At 61.2% G+C, this 24,040-nt stretch carries 26 protein-coding genes, 2 pseudogenes and 1 other annotated feature; of the genes and pseudogenes, 13 read left to right on the top strand and 15 right to left on the bottom strand.

Annotation, left to right across the window (positions count from 1 at the left end; translation table 11 throughout):
• A complete protein-coding gene (locus tag LRS09_RS28490; protein ID WP_257810577.1) occupies positions 1-426 on the bottom strand; it encodes a MarR family transcriptional regulator in 426 nt (141 codons plus the stop codon).
• 79 nt (positions 427-505) lie between these two features.
• Here LRS09_RS28490 and LRS09_RS28485 point away from each other — a divergent pair, with 79 nt between their 5' ends.
• Together LRS09_RS28485 and LRS09_RS28480 are read left to right on the top strand one after the other, a co-directional pair.
• The gene (locus tag LRS09_RS28485) at positions 506-985 is read left to right on the top strand and encodes a universal stress protein (protein ID WP_257810576.1); all 480 of its coding nucleotides are present in this window, start codon (positions 506-508) and stop codon (positions 983-985) included.
• A complete protein-coding gene (locus LRS09_RS28480; protein WP_257810575.1) occupies positions 982-1,488 on the top strand; it encodes a MarR family winged helix-turn-helix transcriptional regulator in 507 nt (168 codons plus the stop codon). The genes LRS09_RS28485 and LRS09_RS28480 overlap by 4 nt, the downstream gene beginning before the upstream one ends.
• A gap of 36 nt (positions 1,489-1,524) precedes the next feature.
• On the opposite strand, the gene LRS09_RS28475 is transcribed toward LRS09_RS28480, so the two are convergent.
• A protein-coding gene (locus tag LRS09_RS28475; protein ID WP_257804818.1) for an IS3 family transposase occupies positions 1,525-2,756 on the bottom strand; the annotation gives its coding sequence in 2 pieces (ribosomal slippage) (positions 1,525-2,465 and positions 2,465-2,756; 1,233 coding nt in all).
• Positions 2,356-2,472: a sequence feature (AL1L pseudoknot), on the bottom strand. It overlaps the preceding gene by 117 nt.
• 143 nt (positions 2,757-2,899) lie before the next feature.
• Here LRS09_RS28475 and LRS09_RS28470 point away from each other — a divergent pair.
• The gene (locus tag LRS09_RS28470; protein ID WP_257810574.1) at positions 2,900-3,196 is read left to right on the top strand and encodes a PepSY domain-containing protein; all 297 of its coding nucleotides are present in this window, start codon (positions 2,900-2,902) and stop codon (positions 3,194-3,196) included.
• Between the two features lie 819 nt (positions 3,197-4,015).
• On the opposite strand, the gene LRS09_RS28465 is transcribed toward LRS09_RS28470, so the two are convergent.
• On the bottom strand, positions 4,016-4,420 hold the full coding sequence (locus LRS09_RS28465; protein WP_257810573.1) for a helix-turn-helix domain-containing protein: 405 nt from the start codon (positions 4,418-4,420) through the stop codon (positions 4,016-4,018).
• 374 nt (positions 4,421-4,794) lie between these two features.
• Here LRS09_RS28465 and LRS09_RS28460 point away from each other — a divergent pair, with 374 nt between their 5' ends.
• From LRS09_RS28460 to LRS09_RS28435, 6 genes and pseudogenes are all read left to right on the top strand, one after another.
• Positions 4,795-5,694: an SDR family oxidoreductase gene (locus tag LRS09_RS28460; RefSeq protein ID WP_257810571.1), complete on the top strand. Its 900-nt coding sequence runs from the start codon at positions 4,795-4,797 to the stop codon at positions 5,692-5,694.
• Between the two features lie 77 nt (positions 5,695-5,771).
• Positions 5,772-6,401 (top strand): TetR/AcrR family transcriptional regulator, encoded by a 630-nt coding sequence (locus LRS09_RS28455; protein ID WP_173194983.1) that lies wholly within the window; start codon positions 5,772-5,774, stop codon positions 6,399-6,401.
• A gap of 38 nt (positions 6,402-6,439) precedes the next feature.
• Positions 6,440-7,108: an HlyD family secretion protein gene (locus tag LRS09_RS28450; protein WP_257810569.1), complete on the top strand. Its 669-nt coding sequence runs from the start codon at positions 6,440-6,442 to the stop codon at positions 7,106-7,108.
• Positions 7,089-7,397 (top strand): HlyD family efflux transporter periplasmic adaptor subunit, encoded by a 309-nt coding sequence (locus tag LRS09_RS28445; protein ID WP_257810568.1) that lies wholly within the window; start codon positions 7,089-7,091, stop codon positions 7,395-7,397. The genes LRS09_RS28450 and LRS09_RS28445 overlap by 20 nt, the downstream gene beginning before the upstream one ends.
• Positions 7,398-7,399: 2 nt before the next feature.
• Positions 7,400-8,376: pseudogene (locus LRS09_RS28440) on the top strand (ABC transporter ATP-binding protein).
• Positions 8,373-9,542 (top strand): ABC transporter permease, encoded by a 1,170-nt coding sequence (locus LRS09_RS28435; RefSeq protein ID WP_257810567.1) that lies wholly within the window; start codon positions 8,373-8,375, stop codon positions 9,540-9,542. The pseudogene LRS09_RS28440 and the gene LRS09_RS28435 overlap by 4 nt, the downstream one beginning before the upstream one ends.
• A 355-nt stretch (positions 9,543-9,897) precedes the next feature.
• On the opposite strand, the gene LRS09_RS28430 is transcribed toward LRS09_RS28435, so the two are convergent.
• From LRS09_RS28430 to LRS09_RS28390, 9 genes and pseudogenes are all read right to left on the bottom strand, one after another.
• Entirely contained in the window at positions 9,898-10,455 is a 558-nt protein-coding gene (locus tag LRS09_RS28430) for a LysR family transcriptional regulator substrate-binding protein (RefSeq protein WP_257810566.1), read from the bottom strand.
• Positions 10,452-10,760: a hypothetical protein gene (locus LRS09_RS28425; protein ID WP_257810565.1), complete on the bottom strand. Its 309-nt coding sequence runs from the start codon at positions 10,758-10,760 to the stop codon at positions 10,452-10,454. Before LRS09_RS28425 ends, LRS09_RS28430 begins: the two co-directional genes overlap by 4 nt.
• The gene (locus LRS09_RS28420; protein ID WP_257810564.1) at positions 10,757-11,449 is read right to left on the bottom strand and encodes an SMC-Scp complex subunit ScpB; all 693 of its coding nucleotides are present in this window, start codon (positions 11,447-11,449) and stop codon (positions 10,757-10,759) included. The genes LRS09_RS28425 and LRS09_RS28420 overlap by 4 nt, the downstream gene beginning before the upstream one ends.
• Before the next feature lie 2 nt (positions 11,450-11,451).
• Positions 11,452-12,369 carry a DUF1403 family protein gene (locus LRS09_RS28415; RefSeq protein WP_257810563.1) on the bottom strand — a complete coding sequence of 306 codons (918 nt, stop codon included), beginning with the start codon at positions 12,367-12,369 and terminating at the stop codon, positions 11,452-11,454.
• Between the two features lie 425 nt (positions 12,370-12,794).
• Positions 12,795-13,982, bottom strand: coding sequence for a TniQ family protein (locus LRS09_RS28410; RefSeq protein WP_257810562.1), 1,188 nt, complete (start codon positions 13,980-13,982; stop codon positions 12,795-12,797).
• Positions 13,982-14,905: a TniB family NTP-binding protein gene (locus LRS09_RS28405; protein WP_257810561.1), complete on the bottom strand. Its 924-nt coding sequence runs from the start codon at positions 14,903-14,905 to the stop codon at positions 13,982-13,984. The genes LRS09_RS28410 and LRS09_RS28405 overlap by 1 nt, the downstream gene beginning before the upstream one ends.
• On the bottom strand, positions 14,902-16,488 hold the full coding sequence (locus tag LRS09_RS28400; RefSeq protein ID WP_257810559.1) for a Mu transposase C-terminal domain-containing protein: 1,587 nt from the start codon (positions 16,486-16,488) through the stop codon (positions 14,902-14,904). The genes LRS09_RS28405 and LRS09_RS28400 overlap by 4 nt, the downstream gene beginning before the upstream one ends.
• Positions 16,489-16,691: 203 nt before the next feature.
• Positions 16,692-17,224: pseudogene (locus tag LRS09_RS28395) on the bottom strand (hypothetical protein); the annotation flags it as partial.
• Positions 17,221-17,499: a DUF1778 domain-containing protein gene (locus LRS09_RS28390; RefSeq protein WP_252913126.1), complete on the bottom strand. Its 279-nt coding sequence runs from the start codon at positions 17,497-17,499 to the stop codon at positions 17,221-17,223. The gene LRS09_RS28390 and the pseudogene LRS09_RS28395, both read right to left, overlap by 4 nt.
• A 197-nt stretch (positions 17,500-17,696) precedes the next feature.
• On the opposite strand from LRS09_RS28390, the gene LRS09_RS28385 reads away from it, so the two are divergent.
• From LRS09_RS28385 to LRS09_RS28370, 4 genes are all read left to right on the top strand, one after another.
• Entirely contained in the window at positions 17,697-18,902 is a 1,206-nt protein-coding gene (locus LRS09_RS28385) for a site-specific integrase (protein WP_252913125.1), read from the top strand.
• 82 nt (positions 18,903-18,984) lie between these two features.
• Entirely contained in the window at positions 18,985-19,251 is a 267-nt protein-coding gene (locus LRS09_RS28380) for a type II toxin-antitoxin system prevent-host-death family antitoxin (protein ID WP_252913124.1), read from the top strand.
• A complete protein-coding gene (locus LRS09_RS28375; RefSeq protein WP_252913123.1) occupies positions 19,248-19,670 on the top strand; it encodes a type II toxin-antitoxin system VapC family toxin in 423 nt (140 codons plus the stop codon). The genes LRS09_RS28380 and LRS09_RS28375 overlap by 4 nt, the downstream gene beginning before the upstream one ends.
• A 214-nt stretch (positions 19,671-19,884) precedes the next feature.
• On the top strand, positions 19,885-20,094 hold the full coding sequence (locus tag LRS09_RS28370; protein WP_257810557.1) for a hypothetical protein: 210 nt from the start codon (positions 19,885-19,887) through the stop codon (positions 20,092-20,094).
• Positions 20,095-20,166: 72 nt separating this feature from the next.
• Here LRS09_RS28370 and repC read toward each other — a convergent pair whose 3' ends face one another.
• The 3 genes from repC to repA form a co-directional block, all read right to left on the bottom strand.
• Positions 20,167-21,483, bottom strand: a complete 1,317-nt coding sequence (repC, locus tag LRS09_RS28365) for a plasmid replication protein RepC (RefSeq protein ID WP_257810556.1) — start codon at positions 21,481-21,483, stop codon at positions 20,167-20,169.
• A gap of 166 nt (positions 21,484-21,649) precedes the next feature.
• Positions 21,650-22,636: a plasmid partitioning protein RepB gene (gene repB / locus LRS09_RS28360; RefSeq protein WP_252913120.1), complete on the bottom strand. Its 987-nt coding sequence runs from the start codon at positions 22,634-22,636 to the stop codon at positions 21,650-21,652.
• Between the two features lie 75 nt (positions 22,637-22,711).
• Positions 22,712-23,917 carry a plasmid partitioning protein RepA gene (gene repA, locus LRS09_RS28355; protein ID WP_257810555.1) on the bottom strand — a complete coding sequence of 402 codons (1,206 nt, stop codon included), beginning with the start codon at positions 23,915-23,917 and terminating at the stop codon, positions 22,712-22,714.
• Positions 23,918-24,040: the final 123 nt, after the last annotated feature.

The raw sequence follows: 24,040 nt of genomic DNA, 5'->3' as shown, positions 1-24,040 counted from the left end.
CTACGATCTTTCCAGCCTGTCGCCGATGAGAGCCAGCACGCGGTGCGCTGTCGCCAGATCATCCGCGGGAACGCCTTCGAGCAGTTCTTCCCTGAACGCATCGGAAATGCGCGTGATCTCCTCGATAAGTGGCTTGGCGCTTTCCGCGAGATGGATATTCTTGACGCGCCGGTCATCATCGGAATCGACGCGCTCGATCAGACCGCGCTGCTCGAGCGCATCCAGAAGACGCACCAGGGTCGGTCCCTCTACCCCGATCTGCGCGGCGAGATTCCTCTGCGAGATCGCCCCCCACCGCCGCAGATGCAGCAGCGCGATCCATCGCGCTTGCGTCAATCCGAGATGTTTCACACGCGCATCGAGGCCGGTTCTCCAACGACGCCCAACCCGTGCAAGCTCCATGGCGAATTCCTGGCCGACGCTCACTTGATAGCTTTCTTATTGATAGTATGCTACCGACATAGCGCAACTCCCGTTACGGTGCAACGTGGCAACCCAGTTACCCATGTATCGACGCATCCTCCTCGCCTATGACGGGTCCGTCGAAGGTCGTCTGGCGTTGCGCGAAGGCGCACGCCTGGCACGGCTCTGCGAGGCCCAGGTGTGTCTGCTGGCCGTCGTGCAGATTTCCACCGGAATTGTCTTTGCCGAAGGTGTTTATCCCGGAGTCGTGGGCGAGCAGAGCGAGGTCTATAAAAACATCCTCGCCGAAGGCGAACGGCGGTTGCGGGATATAGGATTCGAGCCCGACACGCGGCTTGCGATGGGCGATCCCGGACCGGAAATTCGCGCCGTCGCAAAGGAAATCAACGCCGATCTGGTCGTTATCGGGCATCGTCAGCACGGGACCCTGGCGCGTTGGTGGTCGGGGTCCGTTGCCACATATCTCATCGACCATCTAAACTGCAGCATGCTGATCGGACGAATGGAGGTTTCCGACTCGGAGTTCGACAGACTCAAACCGAACTATGGGGTCCCAGAGTGACTTTCGTCGACCCGGTGCCGAGCAGCTTCGCGAATACCGAACACAAGTATACCGCAGTTGGGTTCCCAACTGACAAGTACGCTCTGGCCCTCGGGGCTGTTGCCTTCGTCAAAGCGTTTCGAAAACAACTCTTGGCCGAATTCGAGTTTGCGGGACTGGCTCTGACGCCGGCCGAAGCGCGCGTGCTGATATTATTGGGCCATAACGAGGGTCTCAGCCAATCCCATCTCGCTCACATTCTTTCCTGCGAACCAATGACGCTTGTCGATATCCTCGACCGCCTCGAGGCCGCCGACCTGGTCATCCGCAAGCGCAATGAGGTGGACCGTCGCGTCAAGTGCATCTATCTGCAGCCCAGGGGCAAAGCGCTTGCGCCAAGGGTCGAGGCGATTGTGAGCGCGCTCTGCAACAGAGCGGAACAGGGTGTTTGCAAACAACAAGTCGAACTGATGCGGGTCGGGCTTTCACATATGACGGGGAACCTGGCCACTCCGCCGAACTGAACCGCGCCGGGTTTTCCGGAGGCCGTTTCGTTTGAGTCACGCGGCCATGGCTGGTTCTACCAGCATGGCGTAGTAGCGTTCCTCGGCTTCCGCCGGCGGGATGTTGCCGATGGGCTCCAGCAGCCGGCGATTGTTGAACCAGTCCACCCATTCCAACGTCGCGAACTCGACTGCCTCGAATGAGCGCCATGGTCCGCGTCGGTGGATCACCTCGGCCTTGTAGAGACCGTTGATGGTTTCGGCGAGAGCGTTGTCATAGCTGTCGCCGACGCTGCCGACCGACGGCTCGACGCCGGCTTCCGCCAGGCGCTCGGTGTATCGAATGCTGACGTATTGGCTGCCTCTATCACTATGGTGCACGAGCCCACCGCGATGGATTGGCCGCCGATCGTGGAGAGCCTGTTCCAGAGCGTCCAGGACGAAGCTCGCATGCGCCGTCCGGCTCACCCGCCAGCCGACGATCCTTCTCGCATAAGTGTCGATGACAAAGGCGACATAGACGAAGCCGGTCCAGGTCGCGACGTAGGTGAAGTCGGAGACCCACAGCATGTTCGGTGCCGGGGCATGGAACTGGCGATTGACGTGATCGAGCGGACAAGGTGCGGCCTTGTCGCTCACCGTGGTGCGGAGCGGCTTGCCGCGGATGATGCCTTCGAGACCCATGGCCTTCATCAGGCGGGCAACCGTGCAGCGGGCAACATCGAAGCCCTCGCGCTGCAACTGGCGCCAGACCTTGCGAACGCCGTAGACGCGGAAGTTAGCCTCGAACACGCGGCGAACCTCATCCTTCAAGGCTGCATCCCGTCTTGCCCGAACCGACAGCCGGGAGGGATCGACGCGCTTGGCGACACGGTCATGGTAGGTCGACGGGGCAATCGGCAGCACCTTGCAGATCGGCTCGACCCCATGCGCCCCACGATGATCGTCGATGAACGCGATCATGGCCTGAACCGGCGGTCGAGCTCCGCCTGGGCAAAATACGCGCTCGCCTTGCGCAGGATCTCGTTGGCTTGCCGAAGCTCGCGGTTCTCGCGTTCCAGAGCCTTGAGCTTCGTCGCCACATCCGTAGGCACACCGGCGCGAACGCCGCTATCGCGCTCGGCCTTCTTCACCCACTCATGCAACGTCTGCGCCGTGCAGCCGATCTTGGCGGCGATCGACGACACCGCCGCCCACCGCGAGGTGTGCTCGCCTTCGTGATCCAGAACCAGCCGCACCGCGCGGGCACGGACCTCGGGAGAAAACCTGTTCGTTGTCTTGCTTGTCATGGCTCCACCTTCTCAAGGATTGGAGCCTCCGATCAACCCGGCGCGGTTCAAACATTTAGCGCGAGGGCGTCAGACTCCTATTCACTAGCCACGTCGGCCTCAGACTCTGGGACCGCATACTCACCGGAAGTGGAAGTTCCTCGATGCGTTTCCTTTCTCCCGTTCTCGTCTCTGGATTGTTATTCGGATCGCTTGTCGCTGCCTCCGCTCAGGATGATGATCCCCTGTCGAAGTTGCCGCCACCGGACAGCATCAAGCTTTCGACTGTTATCGAGCAGGTTGAAGGACGTCCAGGTTTCTATGGCATTGAAAGCATCTCGTTTTCTGACGGTGAGTACCGTATCGTCTACTTCATGGCGGATGGCGCGGAAGTGCGCATCAACTACGATGCGAAAACGGGCGCCAGCAGGCCGCCGCGGCGCGGCCTGTTTGGCAACTAGAAATGTACGCATTATCTTGCAGCGATGGCCCACGAAGTAATATAATACCCAGTGGATTCCACTTGCGGATCGCGCAATGTGGAATGAATAATGCGGCAATAAACTGGAGAGCATTCTTCATATGACGAATCGTTGTGGCCGTTCGGCGGTGATTGAGTAAACAGAGGCGCTTAATGAAGTGCGACATTCATCGGTCGGTACGCGGGGGCCGCGATCGATCCCATCATGAGTCCAGAGTTGTCTTCCACAGCCAACGAGACCAAGAGTGAATCTTTTTTGGCCGAGTTTCTGGCCATTTTCCCCTTTGCCCCGTTCCTGAACATTGAGCCACAGATGCCGCCGATCGCGTCGTCCCGAAACTTTGCGTCGCCGAACACCACACTGGCAATCCGATGATCAGGGCGCTGCACGGCGGCATCGTCGCCAGTCTCTGCGAACTTTCGCCGTCCAGCTTGCTCGCCTTCACACGGGCGACCTCAATGCCAAGAACTCTCAGCCAAAATATCAGCTATCTTCGATCGACGATCGCCGCCGATTGCTATGCACAAGCCTTGGTCGAGCGGTCGAGCGCATCGGCAGACGAATTGCGATCTTGCCCGCTCGGGCGTGACAGTGGGATGTAGAGATCCCGTGGCGATTTCACGCGCCACTTTCCTGACCAAGGGGTTTATCTGAGGTTTCTGGTGGCCTTCCCAGTCACACAGTGCGCCCAAACAGAGCTCCGTCGTTTCAAAATATCGTCGAGCATGTTGTGAAAACTATTGCTCGATTGATCGCGAAAAATCGAAATTCCTTCAAGATATGCCACGCCAGAGTATTTCAGTGATTCTGGTCGTAAAGGTCACGGCTGCGCTGTATATCAGGCCAGTTGGCTTCCAGCCAGCCGATTAGCGTAAATGCCGGAATGAGAAAGCTCTTTCCTCTTTCGGTCAGCTCATACTCGACCCGAGGGGGAACCTCCGGGAACACTTCACGGATGACAAGCCCGTCGCGCTCGAGGTTGCGTAGAGTCGCCGTCAACATGCGCTGCGATACCCCTCCAACCGCGCGCATCAATTTCGAGAAACGCAGTCGACTCCCCGGCGCCTCAGCCAATCGTGCGATCACGAGAAGGCTCCACTTGTCGGCCATCCGGTCCAGTAGCGGTCGCACCGGACAGAGATCCGGAGCGGCGGGGCCTGCGGCTTCTATCGAGATTTCAACGTTCACGATTTCATCTTCCATGGTTACGCGCTGGTAACAGACTTATTCCCACGTGCCTACTTTCAATGTGGTTGATTACGAATAGGATGAAAGTATCTAATGGGCACTAAGAGGGAAGCGACGTTGGCTAGAAAATTGAGTATCTCATTGCGGGTCGCCCCGATCCTGCTCGCCAAAGTGTTCGGGGCGGCCGGCTTCATGAGGTGACCACGCGCGCGCCTCTGCCCGTGACGCCCAGCCGCGAGAGGAGCATTTCCTGCCGCTGCATGTAGTCGCGGCAGCCGCCGGGATCTATCGGCGTCAGGGTGCTGAATGATGTGTGGGCACGGTCGAATTCGCATGCGGTTATGGCTGATGCGACACGAATTGAAATCTGAACCTGGAGGAGCAAGATCATGACAGCAATGCAGAACGGGCCGTTCCTGGTCACCGGGGCGTCGGGCCAGCTGGGCGGCCGGGTGGTGGAGTTGCTGCTGCAGGCCGGAGCCCGGCCGGTGATCGCCACGACGCGGTCAGTGGACAAACTGTCGCGGCTGCCCGCGCAAGGTGTCGAGGTGCGCAGGGCCGATTTCACTAATCCGGCGGGCCTGAAGGATGCTTTCGCCGGGGCCAAGCGGCTGTTGATCATCAGCACCGACGATCTGGAGCCGGGAAAGCGTCTGGTTGCTCACAGTGGAGCCATCGAGGCCGCGGTGGCCGCTGGTGTTGAGCATATCGTCTACACTTCGCTTACCAACCCGGGCGCGGACTCGCCAATCACATTTGCCGTTGACCACCGGGAAACCGAGGCTCTTTTGGTTGAAAGCGGCATCCCACACACCATCCTGCGCAACAACCTCTACACCGATCTGTTCCTGATGAGTGCACCGCAAGCCATTAGATCGGGCCAACTGTTTGCCGCCACGGGCCAGGGGCGAGCGGGCTATGTCACCCGCGAAGATTGCGCGAGGGCGGCAGCGGCCGCTTTGATGCACGAAACCGAAACAAACACCTATGATGTCACCGGTCCCGACCTCATCTCACAGGCCGATCTCGCTGCGATCCTGTCGGACCTGTCGGGCAAGGCGATCGCCTATGTCCCAATTACCGTGGATGACCTTCGTTCCGGGATGATCGCCAACGGATTGCCGCCGGCCATGGCCGAAGCCTTCGCGTCCTTCGACGAAGCAATCGCAAAAGGCCATATGGCCGTCAGCACCAATGCTGTGAAAGATCTCACCGGCAAAGCGCCTGCCAGCGTGCGCGATTTCCTCCGCAAGAACGCCGCGTCTTTGCTGGAGCCGGGCGCCGCTTGAGAGCCTGGACGCAAAATCCTGCGAGGCTCGCCATCTCGAGCCTTGCTGACTGACGTTTCAGTCACTATATTTCTTTTATGGCTCAGAAATTTCGGGCGGCGCGTTCCGACGAGGAACGCCAAGCACGGCTTCAATCAATATTGAGTGCGGCTCTGGACGCTTTCGCCGAGAAAGGTCTTGGCGCATCGCGTCTTGAGGATATCGCTACCAGGGCGGCCATCGCCAAGGGCACGATCTATCTCTACTTCCCCTCGAAGCAGGCGGTGTTCGAAGAGCTGATCCGGACGTCCATTGTGCTGCCCGTCGATAGCTTGCGAACTGAATTGCTGGCGCAGGATTTATCGGCCCAAACAGTATTTGGTCTCCTTTCCCACTGGGTGCGAAACGAATTTCTCGGAACGGATCGGGAAATTATCGCGCGACTCATCCTGTCGGAGGTCGGTCGCTTTCCGGAGATTGCGGCCTTCTGCCATCGGGAACTCGTGCATCCCGTCATGGAGTTCCTGAAGCAAATCGCGCAGCGCGCGTGTGAGCGGGGCGAATTCGGATCGAATGTCCTGGTTCGCTTTCCACAGCTTGCGGTCGCATCCGTCCTGGTGGCTATAACCTGGAACGATCTGTTCCAGGACGTCGAGCCCCTCGACTTGGGAGCCATGATTGAATCGCACCTCGACCTGCTGCAGCGAGCAATGCGATCGGACCTATGACAATGCGTCGGGCCGGCCTTGTGATGATAGCAGCAGGAGTGGCGTTGCCAGCCCTCTTCCTGACGAACCCGAAAAGCGATGCGCCGCTGCCCCGATTCCAAGGTTATGTCGAGGGTCAGACGATCTATGTTTCCGCGGAAGAAGGGGGAACGATCTTTCGGATTCACGTAGATTCTGGCGATGACGTTCAACGGAATCAGACGTTGTTTAGACAAGATACCGCTCTCAAGCAGATACAACTTCAGCAGGCAGAAGCTCGTTTGCGCGAGGCGCAAGCAAGATTGCGGAACGTCGAGGCTCCCCAACAGAGGCCTGAAGAGATCGAGGTTCTCAGGGCGTCGGAGCGCCGCGCCGCAACGGCAAGTCAGCTCTCCGCCATCGAACTCGACCGTCAGCGCGAACTCTTCCGCAAGGGGGTAGCGTCGAAGGCTCTTGTCGAGCAGGCAGAAGCGGCACATCAACAGAATAGCGCTGCCCAGGAGGAAATTCGGCGGCAGATTGTTGCAGCCGGGCTCGGTGGCCGTGACAACGATATTCGCGCGGCCGAAGGTGCGGTCGACGCGGCAAAAGCCGCGCTGGCAGAGGCTGACCAGCGGCTCGCCAAAGCGGAAGTCAGGGCCCCCGAGGACGGCCGTGTGGAAGATGTCTTCTACCGCGCCGGTGAGGTCGTCCCGGCGGGGCACCCCTGTGCTGGCCCTCTTGCCTGACGGCAATCTGCGGATTCGTTTTTTTGTGCCCGAGCCTGCTCTCTCTGCGCTTTCGCTCGGCGGCGCAATCCTGGTGAGTTGTGACGGATGTGCGCCCGACATCGAAGGCCGCATTACTTTTATCGCCAGGGAAGCCGAGTTCACGCCGCCGGTCATTTTCAGCGAGGAAGAGCGTTCCAAACTGGTCTTCAAGGTCGAAGCACGCCTCATCGGCAACGAGCATGCCCTGCCCGTCGGACTTCCGGTAACTGTGGTTCCGACAGCTGATGCCGTGGCGGAGAAGAGGTAGTTATGCGTGCCACGCTGCCCAGTCCTGCGCAACCAATCAAGGCCGCCGGTGCGTTTGCGGGAGACATCGCCATCGAAGTTTCCGGCCTGACGAAATCGTTCAACGGCCGAACCGTCGTCTCCGACCTTAGCATGGAAGTCCGTCGCGGCCTCATCTACGGATTTCTCGGTCCGAACGGCAGCGGCAAGACGACGACGATACGCATGCTTTGTGGCCTGCTGACGCCCGACGCTGGCCGTGGGACCTGCTTGGGCTACGACATTCTCACCCAATCGGACGAGATCAAGCGTCATGTCGGCTACATGACGCAGCGCTTCTCGCTCTACGAGGATCTTTCGATCCGCGAGAACCTCGAATTTGTGGCCCGCATTCACGGTCTCGACGATCCGCGAGGAGCAGCAGGAGATGCCTTGCATCGCCTCGGGCTGGAGAACCGGGCGCATCAGCTTGCTGGCGAGCTGTCGGGTGGCTGGAAGCAGCGTGTCGCGCTTGGCGCCAGTATCCTGCCGGGTCCGCAACTTCTTCTTCTGGACGAACCAACGGCTGGTGTCGATCCGAAGGCGAGGCGCGATTTCTGGGACGAAATCCATCGTCTCGCGGGAGAAGGACTCACAGTCCTCGTGTCGACGCACTACATGGACGAGGCGGAGCGCTGCCACGAGATAGCCTATATCGCCTACGGTCGCCTCCTTGCCGAGGGAACAGTTTCGAATGTCGTCGCGCAGTCCGGCCTTGACACCTGGACAGTGACCGGTGTCGCCTTGCGGGAACTTGCCGAGACACTTCGAGGGCAACCGGGGGTTGACATGGTCGCGCCCTTCGGTTCGGCACTGCATGTGGGGGGAGAGACCCCGCGCTGCTCATGCGTGCCACTGAGGCGGCAAGAGCTGACGAACGCTACAGCTGGCGTCGCGACAAGCCAACGCTCGAAGACGTCTTCATCGACCTGATGGACCGCGGCCGGGACAACTTCGGATGACCCCGGTGCTGGCATATCCGCGAACGACGCAAGGACCGGTGGCAGCATGGCGGCGCTTCGTGGCGGTCCTTGTCAAGGAATTCATCCAGTTGCGTCGCGATCGGGTGACGCTGATTTCGATGATTTTCATCTCCCTGGTCCAGCTCCTTCTTTTCGGCTATGCGATCAACACCGATCCGAAGGAACTTCGAACAGCCGTGCTGGCGCAGGACGAAAGCGTCTTCACACGGTCTTTCCTCGCCGCAATGCGGACGACCGGCTATTTCGACATTCGCGAGAGGGTGGCGAGTGAAAGCGAACTCGACGACTTGATCCTGTCGGGAGCCGTCCAGTTCGGAGTTCAAATACCATCCGACTTTGGCCGTCAGCTCGTTCGCGGCGAGCGACCCGCACTTCTCGTCATCGCCGATGCCACGGATCCATCCGCTACCGTGAACGCTGTCGGGGCTCTGGAGGGGATCGCAGCGCGGGCTTTCGAGCGCGATCTCATCGGACCAACCGCAGCTCTCGCTGCGAGGCCTCCACCCTACGAGATTCGTGTCCAACGACGCTATAATCCGGCTGGGGACACGCATCTCAACATCGTTCCGGGGCTGATGGGCACCATCCTGTCGATGACCATGCTGATCTTCACCGCGCTTTCAGTCACGCGCGAGATTGAGCGCTCGACCATGGAGAGCCTTCTGGCGATGCCGATCAGGCCGGTCGAGATCATGCTTGGGAAGATCGCGCCCTACGTTCTTGTCGGTGCATTCCAGATGGTGCTGATCCTGTCGGCGGCCTGGCTGCTGTTCGACGTTCCGATCGTCGGAAGTCTTGCACTGCTATTGACGCTCACGACGCTCTTTGTCGTCGCAAATCTTGCCGTCGGCTACACGTTCTCGACGTTAGCCTCGAACCAGCTTCAGGCGGTCCAGATGTCGTTCTTCTTCTTTCTGCCCAACATCCTTCTATCCGGGTTCATGTTTCCGTTTCGCGGCATGCCAGACTGGGCCCAATGGATCGGCGAGACCCTGCCTATGACCCATTACCTCAGGATTGTTCGCGGCATCATGTTGAAAGGAGCTGACCTGTCACATCTCGCGATACCCGTCGGCGCTCTCGGCCTGTTCACGTTCGTCGCGATGGCGGTAGCTGTCAATCGATTCAGCCAGACACTGGACTGATCCGACCGGACGATCGCGACGCCGCTCGTGAACTGGATGACAGGGTATTTCAGCCGATCCTGCGGCCAAATTCGACTCAGCGCCACGGCGGGTGCTCCACAATGATTGCGGGCGACTAGCGCTGCGCGTTGCGCTGAACGGATCATCATGACGGCGGCAGACGAATCTCATGGTGCTCCATGCCCATGGTTCATCCGCCGCTCACCCTCCTGCACAGGTTGCATCGTGGCACCCACCGCATCCATGCGCCAAAGGGTCGGACGGAGAGATCGTCGACGAACGCCGAACTGCTCGAATTGGCTTCCTCGAAATCGCCTATCGTAACCGTGACGCGACATCCTCAACGCCAACGCGACTACTCTTCAGTCGGCTTAGCCAAGCCCAGTCCAGCAACATCTTCCCTCAGCATGCGCAGTATCGACCTTACCGGGGCAAGCGACCGCATCGAACTGCGATAGGTGACGCCGCTCCTGATTGTCCACTCGTAGCCGCGCACGTTCAGCGCTGACAAATCGGTATTGATGTCGAGGTGCAGGAGCGGCCGAGGCAGGCTTGTGAGGAAGCCATCCCGCCGCACGAGTTCCAGGGCCAGTTCGAGCGATTCGGTGGACACGACGGATTTCGGACCGACGATCCCTCTGGATTTAAACAGCCGCTCAATCTGTTCTCTCGCGATACTGTCGTAGCTCAGCATCACCCAGGGTCGCCGCACGAGTTCCTCCAGTGGGACTTCGGTTTGCGCCGCGAGGGGACCGGCGCGCGAAGCCACGATGCAGTTCGACTGGTCATATAGAAAGAGCTCCTCGAGTGTATCGCCACTCGCCTCGTCAGGATTCCGCAGACCGCCCGCGTAAAGGCTGATCTCTCCGGCCTGAAGTGCAGGGATTAGCAAGGCCCCGACCCCTGTCCTCACCGAGACACGCAGATTGGGATATAGGTCTCGGCATTCTCCGGATAGTCGATGATGTCGTGGTGCTTGCCGCAGACCAGCATGAGATTGTCGAAGGCGCGGCGCTGCTCGTTCGTCATCTTGGAGCAAAACCGCGACCCGCCCTTCTCAGCGGCGTGGATGTGAGCGATCTTGCCGAGCATCGCGCCAGTCTCATCGACAAGGAACTCGCGGCACTCGGGCATGGCGCATTGATTTCCGCTATAAGCGAACAGCTTCTTGATCGTGGACGGCGTGGGATCGAGCCGCTTCACTTCTTCGGCGGTCATGGTGTTTTCCCCCATTCGTCTGCTCCGATCTCAATGGGTTCCTGTTCTGAATCCCCTTCGGTGATCGGCATCCCATCCGCCATTTCTGTCCTGCTGAGAAGCCCAGCATCCTCGAGCGCTTCCAGGTCGGGCAGATCCCGCAGTGTGTCGAGCCCGAATTGTTCCAGGAATTTTCGCGTCGTCACATAGGTGTAGGGCGCGCCGGGTTGCGGCGATCGTGGCCCCGACGCGATCATGTCGAGTCGGCGCAGATGGCCGATGACATCGCGCGACACCTCGCGACCGAGCATGTCGGACAGGGCACCGCGGGTGACCGGCTGGTGGTAGGCGATCGAGGCAAGCACGATCATCTCACCCTCGGTGAGGTCGGCGCCGGTGGTGGTGCCGCCAAACGCGGCCTTCAGCACTTCGGCCTGCCGCGGCCGGGTCCGGAACTGCCAGCCACCGGCAACAGTGACGATTTCATAGGGACGTGCCGCCAGCTCGTTGCCAATATCCTCGATCAGCAGATCTATGCTGCAATCGCGACCAACCAGGCGCGCCAGCATCTCGCGGGTCACCGGCTCGGGCGCGGCGAAGATGACGGCCTCGACGCGGGTCATCCATTCGCGCCAACGGAGCTCCGGCGGCAGGGCGTCGAGCTCTGTATCCAGCAGTCCGGCATTTTTTTCGCGTGCGGGTCGTCCCATGGCTACAACCCGTACAGTCGGAAAGTGGGTCGCCCCGAGAGCTCGCGCACGGCCTCAAGCTGCTGCAGGCGCTCGAACAGCCGGCGGCTGGCCCAGCGGGTCATCGCCTTACTGGTGAAGGATCCGGAGATGGCATCGTCGGACAACAACAGGGCAATGACGTCCCCTGCCCCCTTGGCGCGCAGCTTTGGCGTCACCTCTGCTAGGCGCTCAGCCTGCTGCGCCATGCCGGAGGCCAGCCGGCAGGCCTCGGCCGCCCCAGCCGCTGCGGCAAGGCAGATCGCCAGCTCATAGCCCGGCCTGTCGGGACGGGCGCGCTGGCGATCGGCGCCGATGCGCAGTAGGGGCGAGTGGATCTGGCTCGCGAGCACCGGAACAGCTTGGCTCCAGCCCATTCGCCATGCCAGAGCCAGATCGGCGATCCACCACGCCAGGGCCTCGGCCTTCGGAACTTCCCGCATGACCGCCGTGGCGGCACGCGCGGCGATCAGCGGCGCGGGAGCTCCCGAACGCACGTCGCGGGCAACATCTTTGATGCATTCGGCAAAGTCATCCGACCAGGTGATGCCGAGCAGATCGGCGACCGATTGCAAATCCTCGACCGATACGGGCAGCGACCGGCCGACGAGCTTTCGCCAGGCCGAAAGCACGTTGCCGGCAGGCCCAAGCGCGTCACCGGGCTGGCGCAGATACCAGGCATCGCGCAGGGCGGATTCGTCCTCGGTGCGGCGCAACAGTTTTGCGGTCGCGGCGGCGGCCTTCAGGGCGAGCCGGTGGCGCCACGCGCCGATCCACGGCGCATCGGATCGCACGAGAGTGTCGAGCGAACTCAGGGCGCTGCCGGCCATGTAGGCGGCCTCGACATCGCTCTCGATCGGCGCGCGCGGCACCGCCCAGGCCGGCACGCGCGGGCTGGACATGGCAGGAGACGAGGTTGATGCGGCTTGCCGATTCATTGCAAATCAGGCTACACGCAATGTGCGGTTTATGCGAGACTTATCGTCACTATCCGCACCAGCTGTTGGTAGATAAAAACGAACGATAATCTTGCATTATCGTTCGTTTTCGTCTTTATAGACAGAATGGCCCATGTCGCTCGCTTTTCATCGCCGGACGGCATCCTTTAGGCGTCAGATCGACGAGAATTCGCGTTTATTGAGCGGACTGGGTTCGTGCCTGATTCCCGGACTCAGCCGGGGATGGCCTCTCTCGTCGAGCAGAATGCCAAAATTGGCGTCAACCGTGCCTGCGATCGAAATCTCGCGCACGATTGTGAGATTCCCCGAGCACAATTGTGAGACTGGCTGAATCGGAATTGTGAGACTACGCAACACGGCACGTAGTCTCACGATATCTGAATCGCCTGCGCATCGCAGCGCGGCTGGGGCGGCAGTCCCACCCCAGGCGCCGCCGCCGCGTTTTCGGCAAGCGCAGCATCAATCAGACGTGCCCGAACGCGCTCTCGCTTTCGCCGAGGCAGCTCTTCCGCTGCGATCCAGCGCGGATCAGCCAGAATTTGACGGGCGAGGCTCTCGTATTCGGCCGACGAGCGTTTCTGTAGCTGGATATGCGGCCATCGGCGCGACTTTGAGAGACGTTCCCGCCGTGGCGCGGCCCGCCGCACAAGCTGGGTGGCGAGAGGCGGCATTTCCCCATCCACACGCGGGTCGGCGCCGAAAATGTCATCGAGAGCCAGCAGCGTGAGAAAACGCCAGCGCACCGGCAACAGGCCGAGCGGAGCTGCGGCGCCAACGGCATGCCGGACGTCGTAGGGACAGCGCCAGCCCGCTTCGTTGAACCACAGCGCCAGCACGGGCCGCGCGGCGGCCGGGTGGTCGAGCGGCGTCCAGAGCGTCGCAAGCGCCTTCTCGACCTTCGCTCGCTCGACATCTTCGCCGTTGACCCTCGCCATGATCCGCTGCTGGACGGCAAGCGCGCTATGCATAAGGTTTTGGTTGGGTGGACGACCGCTCTCCCCTCCCCTATCGGCCAAAATCGAGCCGCAAAAGCTGCAGGCGGGCCGCGCGCGACCGTCGAGCAGGCGGAAAGCCACGGAAAGACGCCGGTGGCACGACATGCAGTGATCGTGCAGCACCTCGCCATGAGTTGGGCAGATGCAGCGTTCGGCGAGCATCCAGCCAGCTCGCAAATAGCCGTCGCGCCCTGCGGATTGATCGGCAGCGAAGCAGGCGAGACAGACCGGGGGCGATCCCGTCACTGTCGACGGCATCCATTTCGGCCCCCTGCTCAGGTACCATCCCCGAGCGCGTCGCGGATAGCGCCAGCTCAAGGACAGGCGATGCAACCGATCGGGGTCGACACCGCAGGCCCTCGCCCATACCCTTATCTGATCTGCCGCCGGAGCCGTGTCGTCGATCGACAAGGGCGACGAATAGCAACTGCCGTCGTGGGCGAAATGACCGGCCAGCTCCTGCCCCGTTAGGCCATAGCGGCACGCCACCCGCGCCATCCAAGATGACAGCAACTCGTCGCGATAGGGCCGCGGCGCGACGGGCAGACGACCCGGCCCCATCACCCGGCCGCCGCCTGCGGCATCCGCCGGCGTGCCGATTGCGTCATCGACACAAGCGGCAGCACGAGATCATCGCCGAAACTCATCAGGTCGAGCCGTTCCCTTCCCGACCGGATCGCCTTCTCGGCCGCCGTTTCGATCAGCCGGAAAATCCGGGCCGTGACGCCGCTGGTGAGCCTGTGGATCCGTTCACGAACCGCTGCGCTTTCGAGGTCGGACGGGGCACGCAGCGGCAGGATGCCGGCCAGGCTCTTCAAGAGACGTGCAAAGGCATGGTCGTTCTTCCAGGGCTTGAGATGAAACGCCTCGAAACGCTCGGCGAGTTGCGCGTCGGTGAGCAAGGCCTGGCGCGCCAGATCAGTGCCGGCGCAGACAAGCGGCACTCTCAGGTCGTTCGCCAGAAACCGCAGCGCATTCAGAAAAATCCGTTGCTGCCGATAGGTCCCCGCCAGCATGCCGTTGACCTCGTCGAGCACGATCATTCTGGCGCCGACGGTGCGCAGCAGCGAGCGGCAGATGTCCTTCTCGCGGGCAAGTGTCCCGCCAACGAGCGCGGGAGCCTGCAGGCTGGCCAGCAATTCCCGATAGAGATCGCGCTCGACCGGCTCCGAGGGCACCTGCGCCACGACGACCGGCCTATTGGTAACGCCGGTCGACTGGCAGAATGTGGGCGGGTGTGCGCGCTCAAACTTGCGGAGGATCTTGGTTTTGCCCATGCCGGTGTCGCCATAGATCAGCAGGCAGGGCATGCGATCACGCGCCGGATAGGCCAGCAGGGAATTCAGGCGGACAAGGGCGGCTTCCGCCTGGTCGAAACCGATCCAGCGGTCGGCCTTGATCCAGGCAATGCGCTCATCGTCGGGCAGCGCGGCATAGCGGCGGTAACGCTCGTCGAGGTGTTCATATGTCCCCTCCCCGCTCATGACCATTCCTCGACGGCATAGACGGGGACCTTGCTCCAATCGATCGGCCGGTCGTCCTTAGCTTGCGCAGGCTCGGTCGGTGGGGACGATTTGCTTGAAGCGGCAGAGCCGAGCGCCCGGTCGCGCCTCTCCGCCAGTTGACGCGCCGCCTTGGTGCGTCTGGTAGCCTCATCGACCAGCGCGCGCTGTGCTTCGATAGTCTCGAAGATCAGCTGCTCGTCGACCAGCGCCAGACCACGCTCCCGCAGGGCGGTCCGGGCGCGGCGATGCTCGCCAAGCGTGATCGCCGGGCGGCGCAAATCGGCAAAGCGGATCGGCCAGCGCGTCCCGTCCGGCGCGCGCACGAAAACCCTCGAAAGATCGCGCGGATCGTAGGAAACGCGCAGCGGCCGATCGAGCCGGCCGGCCCAGATGCTCAGCACGTCATCCCAGTAGCGCACACCGAACAGGTGAATGCCGTCACGCCGCAGCAGACGGTCGACGCTGGGCAGGAAATCGATCATGAAACCCGCGAGATCATGGGGATGACGCACCGGTCTGGCACGGCGGGCTGCGGCCTCATGCCAAGCTGCGAGCGGCGGAATCCCAAGCGTTCCATGCCGATCGGCATGGTAGCGCGTAATCTCGAGCGCTATCCACCGCTCCAGTTCATCCATTGTCATCGTCGCATTGGCGGCTGAATCGTAGCCGCCACGCTCATCGATGTCGCTGAAGGTCGTGCCCGGTAGGAGGTGGACGGCGCCCATCATGGTGCCGATCAGCCGCTCGATATGGCCACCATAGTGGGGCGTGGCGACCGGACGGTGGATGAGTTCGATGCCATGTTCCTCAGCGCCGCGCCGCAGGGCGCGTGATCGGAATTCCTTGGCGTTGTCGAGATGGATCGCATCGGGAAACCCGGAGGTCGGCCATTCCGCATCGATCCCCAGCCCGGCGAGCCATGCCTCTTTCGGCTGCACGAGGTGCTGGATTGCGAGCGCGACCGAAACCGTCGACGGCGCTTCGAGCGTCAGGTAGAAGCCGGCAACCATCCGGCTCGCCACGTCGATGGAGAGCGTCAGCCACGGCCTCTGCAGCGGCCGACGATATTGGCGATCGACGACAATGACATCGACCAGCGTGTGGTCGATCTGGACAACGTTGAACGCGAACTCAGCGCTAAATTCCCCCGGCACTGGCCGGAAGCGATCACGTGCGGCTTTCGAGCCATCCCGTGCCTTGGTAAGTTCGGCGGGATCCATAGCCGTGATCCGCGCCTTTACCGCATGCCAGGACGGCGCCCGCACGCCACGCGAACGGCAGAGCCTGCGGATCTCCTTGTGCAGCCGGTTGATGCTCGGCTTCTGGCGTGTCTCGTAGAAGTCCCGCACCGCTTCGGCGATCACCGCTTCGGTCTCGTCCGGCAACCGGCGGCTGCCTTGTCTCGTCCCTGCCGGACGCGGCAGCAGCGAACTTGTGACCGGATGCTCCCGATACGCTCTGATCAGGTCGTAAAGTCGGGTTCGCTTGAGGCCGAGTTCGTGGCAAGCCCGCAGGAAATCTGACCGGCTTGGGCCGTCGAGCGAGGCCAGCTTCCGGATCACGACCTCCCTTGCAACCGCCTCATTCCAGGCGGCATCACCGATCGTGTCCTTATCGGGCCCGTGAACCACAGCGGCCTCGCTGTAAAGTTCGTCCGCTCGAATGTTACGAAAAATCCGCTGATTCGGCTAGAATCCGGAAATGAACCCAAAACTTGATTCGCACCAGACCAATGAGTTGTCGTCCGTTGATGAAACGCGAGCGACAGGCCGGCAGCCCGCAAATCCGCCGCGAACGTCGTCAGATGGAGCGCCAGCCGCAACGGCCCGCCCTGGGACTGGCCCTGCAGGCGCTCGGCGCCAAACGACGCGCCCAGTCCGCCGCATGCTCGGTCTTGGCGTCGATGATCAAAAGGATGCCGCCACCCTCCGCCACCAGCCGCAGGCACCGCCTAGCTGCGGCAACCAGCAGCTGGCCACCCAACCCCTGCCCCGCGACCGACCTGTCGGTGGCGATACGCGCCAGCAGAAAGCCCGGAACGTCGTGGCGCGCCAATCCCTTGGTCATCCGCGCCGGCACGGCTGCGTGGGCCACAGCCGACGGCGCGATCGAATAGAACCCGAGGATCCGCCCGGGACGGGCCAATTCTATCGCGCAATAGGTCTTGGTGGCGTTCTGCTCATGGCTCTGGCGCGCATAACGGGCCAGAAACGCGTTCATGTCCGCATCGCCGCAATCGAAGCCGCTCCGATCGTGCTCTTTGGCGATCGGCTCCTCATGCCATGCCGGAACGCTCATCGGTCACGCGGCAAAGCGGCGATCGCGGCGCGCAGCTTTTCGTTCGGCGGCGGCGGGTTGTCCAGAAGCTCCAGAATGCGCAGGAAATCCCGCTCCGAGACTTCTATCCTCTCGGCGCTCTCGATGACCGCTTCGGCCTCGCGCAAGGCCGCACGGGTGACGAACTCCGTCAAGTCCGCGTGCACAAGCGCGGCCGCCCGCATCAGCGTCGCCTTCTGCTGCGCCGCCACCCGCAAATTCATCCGTTCGTTCGCTTCAACCGCTGCCCGAGGCATAAGAACGTCCTTTACTCTCTCGTCCCTGATGTAGCTGAGCAGCGCCCGTGCGTCAAGTATATGTGTCTTAAAGGCGTACAAGCGCTATTAGCTGCCTGCGAAACAGCCATCAAACAGCCGGAAGGCACTCAACCAGCCGCGCGACTGTCTCGATCGCCCCTCGCCGTCGCCGGCCAAATCACGCTATAATCCCTGTCATGACCGACGACGCCGACAACCAGGACCCCAATGACCTGCCCGACATCGTCGATGTCGTCATGGAAATGGGCCGCGCGCCGGAGGGACCGTCGGCCGAAGCCTCGGCCCTCCGCTATGGCTCCGGGCGTTCGTCGCTCGAAAAGCCAAATCATTGGCTTTCCGCCGGCGATGCCGACCACTCCTCGCCCCCTCTCCCGGCCGTCGCCACGCCACGCCTGCCGGCGCATCTCGACGCGCTTGCCGGCCACGCCCGCGACTATGTCGAAGCAGCGAGCTCGGCTAACACCCGCCGCGCCTATGCCGCCGACTGGAAGCATTTTTCGAGTTGGTGCCGACGCCAAGGCGTCGAGATGTTTCCGGCCGATCCCCAGGTCGTCGGCCTTTACATTACCGCCTGCGCCTCGGGAAAGGCGACGGGCGTCAAGAAGCCGAACTCCGTCTCGACCATCGAACGACGGCTGTCCTCGCTGACCTGGAACTATGTGCAGCGCGGCCAGCCGCTCGACAGGAAGGACCGTCACATCGCCACCGTCATGGCCGGCATCCGCAACAAGCACGCCGCCCCGCCCCGGCAAAAGGAAGCGATCCTGCCCGAGGACCTCATCGCTATGCTGGAAACGCTCGACCGTGGCACCCTGCGCGGCCTGCGCGACCGCGCCATGCTGCTTCTAGGCTTTGCCGGCGGCCTGCGCCGCTCCGAGGTGGTCGGCTTGGATTGCGGCCGCAACCAGACCGAGGATTCTTCCGGCTGGATAGAGATCCTTGACAAGGGCATGCTCGTGACGCTGCGCGGCAAAACCGGATGGCGTGAGGTCGAGATCGGCCGCGGCTCGGCTGACGCCACCTGCCCGGTGGTCGCCCTGCAGACCTGGCTCAAGCTCGGTCGGATCGCGCACGGCCCCTTGTTCCGCCGGGTGACAGGGCAAGGCAAGGCCGTCGGCGCCGATCGGCTCAACGACCAGGAGGTCGCCCGTCTGGTCAAGCGGACCGTACTGGCCGCCGGCGTGCGCGGCGATCTGCCCGAGGGAGCACGTGGACAGCTCTTCGCGGGCCATTCTCTGCGAGCCGGACTCGCGTCCTCAGCCGAGGTCGACGAGCGCTATGTGCAAAAGCAGCTTGGACATGCGAGCGCCGAAATGACCCGCAAGTACCAGCGGCGGCGCGATCGTTTCCGCGTCAATCTCACCAAGGCATCAGGGCTCTGAAAAGCTCCCTCCCCTCCCCTGTTGCAGCCGTATGGGCAATCCCATATAGTCAGGATAGTCATAGTGGTCATGGAGGCCTACGATGCTATCTGCACCCAAAGAAGATACCAACTGGACCGTCGCAGGAGCCAAAGCTCGGCTGTCGGAGGTCATCGAGCGCGCACAGTCTGCACCTCAAACGATCACCCGGAACGGCAAGCCAAGTGTCGTTGTCGTCTCGGCCGAGGAATGGCAGCGCAAGACGGTGCGCAAGGGCACGCTTGCGGAGTTCCTTATGGATTCGCCGCTGCGCGGCACCGATCTCGACGTCGACCGTCAGCGCGACGAACCGCGTGATCTGCGGCTGTGAGGCTATTGCTCGATACGAATGTTCTCTCTGAGGTGACGAAGCCAGCCCCCGACCCGCGGGTTCTGGAATGGCTGGACCAGCTCGATGAGGACCGTTCGTTCATCAGCGTGGTGTCGATTGCCGAGATCCGGCGCGGCGTCGCCCTCATGGACGAAGGCCGGAAACGCGAGGCTCTGGCCGAATGGCTGGCGCAGGATCTGCCGCAGCGTTTTGAGCAAAGGGTTCTCCATGTAGACGAGCCGATCGCTTTAGCGTGGGGCGATCTGATGGCCCAGGCCAAGCGTCGCGGCCGCGGTCTGTCATCCATGGATGCCTTGATCGCCGCGACAGCGACCGCGAAACAGCTCACCTTGGCGACCCGCAACACGAGGGATTTCGAGGGGTTTGCCTTCGAGCTGTTCGATCCTTGGACCGCCTGAATCCCGTTCGAAACCCCGGCCATCTGGGAGGGCTGCGTGACCGTCTACGGCCTCCCCTCAGGCGCTAAGGGTCTTCTCGACCGGGCAAAGCGGAACCGCTTGTCCAGCAGGGACTGAGAGGCCATGATTGAATATGCGCGAACGCAATACCTATCGCGCCCCCTGACTTTAGCCGGATCGGCCGAAGGAAAGGTAAACGCCGGAGCGCGCATTCATGGATCCCAGGATCGTCGACAGCCGAGACGATTTCGCACAATGGGCGATCGATCGGGCCAATGCGATCCTGACCGATCAAGGTTCGAATCTGGCCACCGCTTCGCGCCGCGGAGACGAAGCACAAACCCGCGAGACTGCTCACGCGCTTGGTCAAGCGATCGTGGATGCGCTGCTTGAGGCGTTCGACGGTCTCGTATGCGAAGAATGAGCCCATGGCTCGACCCACGCGCGCGACCGTACCACCGATCAGCCGTCTGTGGACACACCGATTCATCCGCCATCACGATTTCGGCCTACGCAGACTTCTGAGAAGCGCTTCCGACACCTCAAGTCGCCCTTCCCCCTCGTCACCATCATCCGCCGATCTGCCATGGGTCTGCGCTGCGGCCTTCTGGGTATCCAGTTTCGCGCGCAAGAGCGCCATCACCATTGGCCAGGCCGAGAATTTCCCGTCGCGGGCCCTGTCCGTCAGGCTGCGCAAATAGCCGCCGGCGCTCTTGATCTGATCGGCGCGCTGATAGATGGCAGCCAGCGTGATCGCCGCCTGGCGTTCGCCCAGCGCCTCGCAGGCCTCTCGCCAGGCGCTGGGGCTGACCCCCAGCATCGGCCGGGCGACCTCCGCCGCCGCCAAAAAGTCGCGCCAGTTGCGGATTTCGCCATCCTTGGCCAGCTCGCGCCAGCTTCCGCAGGCGTCCAGCACGATCCCCAAGGGCAACTCCCGCTTGGGCAAGCTGTGCAGGTTGTCGTTTTCCGCAGCGTTGCCGGTCGCTTCTTCGTTATTTCCTGTGCCGCTTTCAGATTCAGAGATGGAGTCTGGGTTTGAATTCTGTATGTGGCTACCGGAATGGGACTCATTGGCGTCCGGATTCTGTGTTTTCGTGAAAGATTCCAGCACGTCACGAACTTCGATCCAGAGCAGATCCAGGTCCTCGCAGATATCCTCGAGGAGTTGCCGGGGAGCGGTTCGAGGGAGCCGGCCGATAATCCCTTGATAGGTTCGGGTCATCTTGCCCCAATTGCCTGGAACCCCCTCCTCGAGGCCGGCGTCGATCATCTTCACGATGTCCCGGCGCAACAATGTGAGGCGCTCCCTGGCAGCCCTGTAGGCGCGCTTTTCGGTCTGAACCGTCTCAGCCAGCTCGGCGAACTCCCCGGCTCGCGCGACGATCGGCGACAGATCGAAGCCGTAAGCCTGTTCGATCTGCCCGCCCCTGCCCTTGCGCGCAAAGCGTTTGCCGTTTGGGCTGTCCCGGCGGATGATCAGCCCGCAATCGACCAGGACGGCCAGATGACGCCGTAATGTTGTCGCCGGCATGCCGTTTGCACGGGCCATGAGCTGCTCGTTCGATGGCCACACGACGAGTTCGCCATCGGCCGAAAGCTCCATATCCCGATGGAAGGACAGCAACGCGTTGAGGATCGCCAGTGAGCGATCGGTGGCGCCGATCAAATCCTTGGCTTCACGTATGAATTTGAAGACATGCCATTTCTGAACGCTGGCGCCTTCCGGCATGGCGTTTGCTGCGACCTGGCTGGCCATCATGGCGAGCGTCATCGGCCGCCGCCCAAAGGGCGTCGTTGTGATATGCGTCTGCATCTTCTCTCACCTGTCGTTAGGCAAAAGAAATCCGCTCGCCGAAACAGCGCCGAGACTCTTGACAGTGATTCGCGGATTTGCGATTCTCGATCTTGTCAGAGAATACGAGAAGGGCTTCCGCGCGGTGACGTTCGGGGGCCTTTTTCTTTTGCTGGTTCGATCTCCGTTATCTATTTTCCGACTTCCTGAAGGCCTCGTAGAGGCTGTCCAGATTCCTGGCGAGCCATTCGCCAAAAGGCTTTGCTCCCTTGTCCTTGAACTCGAGCGAGAGACCGCCTGCCCCGGGATTGACAGCGACTACGAGCGATCGATCCTCTGGAGCCCAGTCCTTCGATCCAGGAATGACACGTGCTTTTCTCGGGGTTCTAGTGCTCTTTAGAAAACTCAAAAGAAGATTGAACCCTTGCTCGCTGTCTTGAGCTTTGGCGAACTCGTCGGCCTCGACAAACTCGACCGATCTTTCCGCGTTCGTCGGATTCTGAACCAGCTTCTTCAGTTCTTCCCAGCGGTCTCGGCCGACTCCCTTGGCAGCACCAACAGCGCTCAGAACGGGTTTAGGTATCCCCCCGGCGACAGACAACATGCGCGAGAGCAGCGTATCATCCACAGTCAAAGCAGACTTGATGGTGGACCTGGTCATTCCTTGGTCGAGCAATCGCTGCGCGAACAACGCTTTCTCGATAAATGACAGATCGGACCGGGCGGTATTTTCCTGGCCCTGCGCAATTACGTGTTCGATATCGGCGAGCGGCTTGACCACCGCTCGGACCAGAGTCCCGAGTTCTCGCGCTACCTTGGCCCGACGATGGCCGAACACGATCATGTACCGGCCCGCAGCATCAGGATGCGGACGCACCAAGATCGGCGTCGATTGGCCAGACTGCTTGATGGCCTCTCGCAGCTGTGCGTACTCTTCATCGCTTTCGTCAATCCGGTCGGAGACGAATGAGCTATCGAGGTCAGCTGGATCCAGCGAAACCACTGTTTCACCTGCAAGCATCTTCATGCTGCTCTCGGCAAGTTCGTCGAGAGACTGCCGCATCGAACGCGATGCACCCTTCCTCGTATACTCGGATCGAGCTTCCGACGATGATTGTGATCTCTCAGCATTCAATGAAGCTGTCACGCTTGCGAGGAGGTGTTTTCTAGCCATTCGCACACCGAGGATGACCTGTGAACGTGTTGAAATTGTAAGGCGAATTGCCGATCTGCACGGCTGTCAAGACAATCATCTGCGCCCCCACGCCTTGTGAACAAGGGAGACGATTTCCGCATTTACGGCGTTCAAGCTCTCAATCGCTCGCTCATATGTCGTGCGAGTAAACTGACTTTTCTCGACCTCGTAGAGGGTTTGCTTCGTAATCCCCGCATCGGAGACGGCAGTGGACTTGAGCATCTGATTCTTCAACATGCGCTTGTTGAAGAGCGCCTGCAGGAAGCCCACCATCTGGGCCTGAGGGCCATCGGTGGGCTCGTAGCGCGTAACCAAATAGCGAAACCACTTCAGCCGGACAGTGGCCCCGGCTTCCTTGATAGATTGAAGAATGCCGCCAAGCATTAGCAGGAACTGGCTCATCGACATGACATCGAGCATCTGTGGATGCACAGTGATAAGAACGGATGTCGACGCCGTCAGCGACGTTAGAGTGAGGTAGCCCAGTTGTGGCGGGCAATCGATCACGACGACATCATAGCGATCGTCGACTTCGCCAAGTGCGGTGGAAATGCGCGTAAAGAACAAGCGGCCTTCTGGCGAATTTCGATTCGATGCCGCCAACGGCGTCTCGCACGTATGCTCCTGGAGCTCTAGATTGGCAGGCACGATATCGAGGCCAGGAAAGTTCGTCGGGCGGATAACCTCCTTAATCGACTTTCTGTACTCGTCATACCGTAGCGCTTCATAAAGCGAGAGGTTCTTGTCGAGTTCGGGCTGCACGCCGTGAAGCGCAGACAATGACGCCTGGGGATCTAGGTCGATCACCAGCACGCGATGCCCGGTCAGCGCCAGATACTGCGCCAAATGGGCGGCGGTCGTAGTTTTACCGCTGCCGCCCTTAAAGTTGACCACTGAGATAACCTGAAGCGGCTCGCCAAGTCGACGTTGCGGCACATAACGCTTAAAGTCCGAACGGCCATGTTTGTCGAGGTAGTGACGCAGTTCCAACATCTGCTGTGCTGTATATGAACGACGACCGGAACTTGAGACGTCCGGGGCAGGACCCTTGCCCTCGAGGTGCAGCTTCTTAATATGGTTCTGCGTAACTCCAAGAAACTCTGCCACCTCGGCCGACGAGAACCGCCGCAGTCCCTTCAATGCATCGGGAGGATACTGTTCAAGCCGCAGCATGTTCAGTTTGTCGGAAATGAGCTCTCCTTGCTCGAGAATCTCTTCGTCGAACTCAAGCTCAACATCGATCTCTGGCATCACATTCATCGGCGCCTATTTCCGGAATAACGCTTTTCCGCAGCGAACTGCATCGTAAGCGTGATTAATGGCCGATTCGGACGATCCAGCAAGAAGTTTTTCGTTAACAGAAAGTAACCGTCATCCAACGGC

The organism is Mesorhizobium sp. J428 (assembly GCF_024699925.1).
Taxonomy (GTDB): Bacteria; Pseudomonadota; Alphaproteobacteria; order Rhizobiales; family Rhizobiaceae; genus Mesorhizobium_A.
This window is presented reverse-complemented; position numbering and strand designations above follow the sequence as displayed.